This window comes from Rhizobium mesoamericanum STM3625 (assembly GCF_000312665.1).
Lineage (GTDB): Bacteria > Pseudomonadota > Alphaproteobacteria > Rhizobiales > Rhizobiaceae > Rhizobium > Rhizobium mesoamericanum.
In genome coordinates, this window is record NZ_HF536774.1 from 99,814 (window position 1) to 105,020 (window position 5,207).

Below are 5,207 nucleotides of genomic sequence, written 5' to 3' on the forward strand. Positions count from 1 at the left end.
GCGGGGAGCTTCGTGCACACAATGGTGCTGACCGATATATCGACGGGCTGGACCGAATGCGTTCCGGTCCGAACGCGTGACAGCGGCAATGTGATCGTGGCAATCAAACAGGCCCGTTCGCAGTTTCCCTTTCCGCTACTGGGTGTCGACTTCGACAACGACAGCGCCTTCATGAACGAATTCGTCGTCTCCTGGTGCCGGAGCGAGAATTTGGAAGTGACACGCTCTCGCGCCTATCGGAAGAACGATCAAGCGCATGTTGAGCAAAAGAACGGCGCAATCGTGCGTCGTCTGGTGGGGTACGGTCGGTTCGTCGGTACGGAAGCGACGATTGCCCTTCGTCAACTTTATGCGGTTGTCAGCCTTTACGGCAATCTGTTCCAACCGTCATTTAAGCTGCAGGAGAAGACGCGGATCGGGGCGCGCGTGATCAAGCGCTATCATCCGCCAGTTCCACCCGCCGCTCGTGTCCTTGCGAATTCCAGCGTGGCCGAAGCTGACAAGAAGCAGCTACAGGCAATGCTAGAAAATAGCGACCCGGTTCTGTTGTTTGCTAGCCTGCGTGCTGCACAAGAAGAGCTTGGAAGACGAGTTGATCGTCGTGGTGTGAATCAGAAGCTTGGGGAGCCCGTTGTTGTCGATCTCCAGCGCTTCGCCGCAAGTTTAAAGGTGGCCTGGAAGAATGGCGAGACAAGACCAACGCATCGGCGACCCTATCGATGGACCAAACCCTGGCCCAAAAGACCCAGCATGTATGAGCCTTTTGCGGCGCAGATCAAGGAATGGCTGAAGGACGAGCCAGCTCTCTCGGCAGCCGGTGTGCTGCAACGCTTGACTGAGATCGATCCGGCTCGCTTCAAAGCAAAGAATATCAGAATGGTGCAACGGCTGGCAAAGGCCTGGCGCATGGAAATGGCTGGTTTGGTCATCCTGGATGGTGGCTGGATCAAGAGCTTGCCCGCATCACCTGCCGCCGCGGCGGCAGGCGATGCGGGCATCCCGAAGCCTGCTACGTTCGGTAACATCTACCGGTGAGGCAATATGCGGGGTCAAATCTTCACTTCGCTTGACACGTCTGCACTGGTGCCATGCGTAAACCCTGTAATCGTCATATGTCGAAGCCTCGTTCGGCAACAACATCAACAATCACGCGCTGATCCGGAAGGTGGGGTCAAAACACCGCTTACAGCAAATCCAACATATCGTTAGCGGCAACGGCGGCGGCGGCAGGATATATCCTGATGTAAACGTTGCCCTGTTTTTTTGGGAGGCGGCAACTTGCGCTTCGCGCAAAATGTTGTGAATCGCGGGCATAACCCGGGTGGAGGCTGATTACATGTTCATTGTGAGCAAAATCCACCTCTGGTAGAGGTCCCATCATTTCCCCATGAGGTTACATGTTATGTATTATCATGTTATGCTAAACGAAGATGCGTTCAATTTGTTGCCTATCGGCGCGCATGACAGTGTATCGTCGTTCTCTAAAATAGATCAATGTAAATGACAAAGAACAAACTGGAAACGTGCCTGAATCTTTTTCAATAACGGAAAATTACAATCCCTCCATACTATGGAAGCACAAAGCAAAGGTAAAAAGAAAACCATAATCAACCACAACAAAGAACAACGAGTAGAAGTCGAAATAAACACGAAATCAACAGATCGAAACAAACATAAAAGCTACAGACACGAGCCAGGCCGACAGTGGCAGCTTTGATCACACCCGTGTCACACGCCCCCATGCCACGACCGCAAAGTGATTAACAACCAGGAGGCTTCCCGCGGCAGCGGCAGCTTGGTACCATTCCGACGGGACAGCTACGAACCAGTCATACGGCCCTATCGGACCGTAAGTCGGATCGCGGATCTGCGGGGACCAGCCAGAACGACTGAGGTTAGCAAAGCTTAGGTCCTCAACACATCTATGAGCAGCCTCCTCCCCCATGTAGAGGTACAAGAGCTCAACGACATTGACACCCATGTGCTTTGCGTACAGTTGCCTGCGGGAATTGATGTGGTCCATCAGACCATCTTCTAAGGTGAATGGGTCGCCAGCGTTCTTCCACTCCATCGAGAGAGAGGGGAGAGAATCGGTAAGAACGTTTATGGTATTAGGCAAGAGTAAGGATGCAGACAGAGGAGACTTGTTTGGCTTTGATGAACGCAAGAACAAGTGAGGCCTTTATATAACTCCACGAGCGTTACCCCATTTGCACGTGGCCTTACTTGGCTCTTCGCGCCACGGGAGGAGCGCACTTCCTAATTGGACCAAAATTGTAGACGGTAACAGGGTCCAATGACAAGCAGCACTCAACCCGAGAACCATCTTTAGGATGTAATAGGTCCCTGTCACCTTCTGTGATTGTGTCCGAGAGCGACCCACTCTGGCTCTTCCGGGAATTCGAAGGGGCAACGAAGGGCTGCCCGGATTGGCTAGGGCAATAGCACATGGCTTAGCTTGCTTGATATCTTCTTTGAACTGGCCTTCCAGGATGTTGAAACGTCATAAGACGTTTAGTTGGGGTGAATGGGCGGATGCCCCTTCATTAAATATTGCCAGGGAGCATTGATCCCGATGGGGCCGTGCTGACATAAGCAAAGCCTCGATCCGATCAGCCGTGCTGCTATATATAGGTGGGTGGGAAACTGCTTTCGGTTTTCCAAAACACAAAGGTGCTTCCTTATATCAGATAGCATCGCTAGCCTCTCATCATGTCCAGCCACCCTGTATTCGATCGCCCAGAATTCGACTATACCCATTGTGTCTACGACGATGATAAGGCCAGCTTGGCGACCTCCATCCGAGCTGTGGTGCGGCGCTATGACACTTTTCTCGATCAAGAGCTTTTCCCGGCGCAGCATACGTATGCCGATACTCTGGATCGGTTTGAGGGATGGAAGTTGCGTTTTGACTCTGACCGTGTCAGCCAACTTATGGCGGAATTTCGCCAATTCCCGTGCATGAACGACCCCACGGAGGGCATCACCGAGCAGATTTACCGCAGAGAAGGTTATTATCCAAAATTCCTGAGCGTCGTTGCTGACAATGATTCGTGCATCACGATGTCTACGCATAACAACCTCAGCCATCTCGATCCCCGATATCGCTTTACAGATGAACAGGGAAACCAAAGGATGCTAGCATACGAGGTTTTGCCGTACGAGGATGATTTTTCCCGCTGGGAGGTGCTCTCCAAATATCAGTCATTGGGATGCCCAATCGGCAATGCAAATTACCTGAAGAGATGCATCGTTATTCCAAAAACTGACTTGTTCCGTTCTGAAGGGGGTAACTTTTGGAGTCGCCGTTATTTTGGGAAATTCGATGTGGTGGCTATGGCTCGCGCAGACTTATAGACTAGTCGACCTTGCCTGTTGCGTGTGAGTGTTCGGGGCATGTTGTCTTGCATTTAGTTTGATGCTGTTCGTTTGTCAGTGCCTCATTGTGTTTGTTGGTTGTGCAAGCCGAAATAAGACTGTTGGAATTGATATTCCATGCTCTTTCCTTTTCAAGTAGTTGTGTTTTCGTCTTGTAAGCGCGAAATATGCGCGCCAATAGTAATGAATAAATACCGCCTTTGTATTACTCATTTATTTTCTGCTCTTTGAAACTCATAAATTTGGAAAATCCGGTGTGATATACCGCCTATGGGACGTGCGCTGTATTAGGGCTATGAGGTTGAAGATGGCGGCGTCGTTGCACTGATCTTTCCTGTCGCTGGCCATGGAGGGCCCCGCAAGCATTCGATCCCCGACACCCTATCGACAGCAGCCGAAACGATCCTGGAAGGAGCCGTCTGGAAGAAGATCAGTTGGCGGCACGGCACGAAAGGTCGCCTGACCGCACGCTTTGCTGGTAAGCGCGCATTTTGCGACACCTTTTAGCGTTGAATGATGTGAGGCATGAGGTGTGCACCAGAAAAGAGGTGGACACCATGAAAGCGGATCGATCCCAATCCCGTAAACCTCTCGCACTGACCTAGCCCACCTTTATGGCAGGATATATTATGGCGTAATCTTTCTTCGTTTGTGCATGTGTGCATTTATGGAGTCGTTGTGAGCGCTACGAACAGCCCACCTTTTTTTTGCTGATTGAGACCATGAGATAAGCTCCTTTATCGACAGGAGTTGAACGGGATGGTTGGAGATCGCGCTGATGCCATGGTTGGGGTACGCCTCCGAGGAGGGCCGCCTTGCTGAGAGTGAGGCGAACTGCATGCTTTGTCTATATGAACGTCAATATAGTCAGCGTGAGAACCGTGGATTTAACGATAGAGAAACGGCCGCAAGTTAGCTGCATGAAGATTGTCGGTAGCGGGCGGCGTCGCCGTTTCGCACGAACAAATCTGGCCAGGCCCCACCAGTCCTGTCCCACCTTCGGTGGACCCGGCCTTTGGCGGATGGGGTCCAGCCACATTTGTTCGTGCGGTAAGGCCGGCTGTTGGTTCACCGTCAGCGTCACGTCACAATCGTTTCAGCGCTCAGGACGTGCCTAAAGTTTAGAGCCTGACCGAAAAAGAGTTGAGTGAAATCAGTCAGTTGTGATTCCGTTTGTTTGCTTAGGACGAACGGAGACCATTATGGGCTGGACTGATTTCACCCGGCGGCAATATGTACGACGCGCGAGCCGCTATGCAAGCGACCTGACGGATCGGGAATGGGGTTTGATCGCGTCTTTTCTACCTGGACCGAAACGACTGGGCCGGCCGCGCCGGACGGATTTGCGCGAGGTGGTGAATGCGCTGCTTTATCTTGCTTCGACGGGCTGCCAATGGCGGATGCTGCCGAAGGATTTCCCACCATTTACGACGGTGCAGGTCTATGAATGGCGGGCGACAGGCCTGTGGCGGCGGATCAATCATCATCTGGTGATGGAGGCGCGCGAACTGGAAGGCAAAAAGGCATCGCCGAGCGCCGGTGTGATCGACAGCCAAAGTGTTAAAACCACCGAAAGCGGCGGGATTTCCGGCTATGACGCCGGCAAGAGAGTCAAGGGTCGCAAGCGGCACATCGTCGTCGATACGCTGGGGCTCTGGTCGGGCTGATAGTGCATGGGGCGGATATCCAGGATCGAGACGGTGCCGCCGATCTCTTGAAATCCATTCGTCACCGGTGGCCTTGGCTCAGACATGTCTTTGCCGATGGCGGCTATGCGGGCGACAAGCTCAAGGGGCGGCTGAAAAAGATCGGTCAGTGGACGATGGAAA

General features: G+C 52.5%; 3 protein-coding genes and 2 pseudogenes. 4 read left to right on the top strand and 1 reads right to left on the bottom strand.

Annotation, left to right across the window (positions count from 1 at the left end):
- The coding region (locus BN77_RS35240; RefSeq protein WP_040678969.1) for a DDE-type integrase/transposase/recombinase at positions 1-1,035 on the top strand (1,035 nt) is incomplete at its 5' end.
- Positions 1,036-1,717: 682 nt separating this feature from the next.
- Here BN77_RS35240 and BN77_RS28050 read toward each other — a convergent pair.
- Positions 1,718-2,023, bottom strand: coding sequence for a hypothetical protein (locus BN77_RS28050; RefSeq protein ID WP_007538652.1), 306 nt, complete (start codon positions 2,021-2,023; stop codon positions 1,718-1,720).
- A gap of 689 nt (positions 2,024-2,712) precedes the next feature.
- On the opposite strand from BN77_RS28050, the gene BN77_RS28055 reads away from it, so the two are divergent.
- From BN77_RS28055 to BN77_RS28060, 3 genes and pseudogenes are all read left to right on the top strand, one after another.
- On the top strand, positions 2,713-3,357 hold the full coding sequence (locus BN77_RS28055) for a hypothetical protein (protein WP_007538654.1): 645 nt from the start codon (positions 2,713-2,715) through the stop codon (positions 3,355-3,357).
- A 339-nt stretch (positions 3,358-3,696) separates the two neighbouring features.
- A pseudogene (locus BN77_RS35245) lies at positions 3,697-3,864 on the top strand (IS701 family transposase); the annotation flags it as partial.
- 716 nt (positions 3,865-4,580) lie between these two features.
- Positions 4,581-5,207 (top strand): annotated as a pseudogene (locus BN77_RS28060) (IS5 family transposase); the annotation flags it as partial.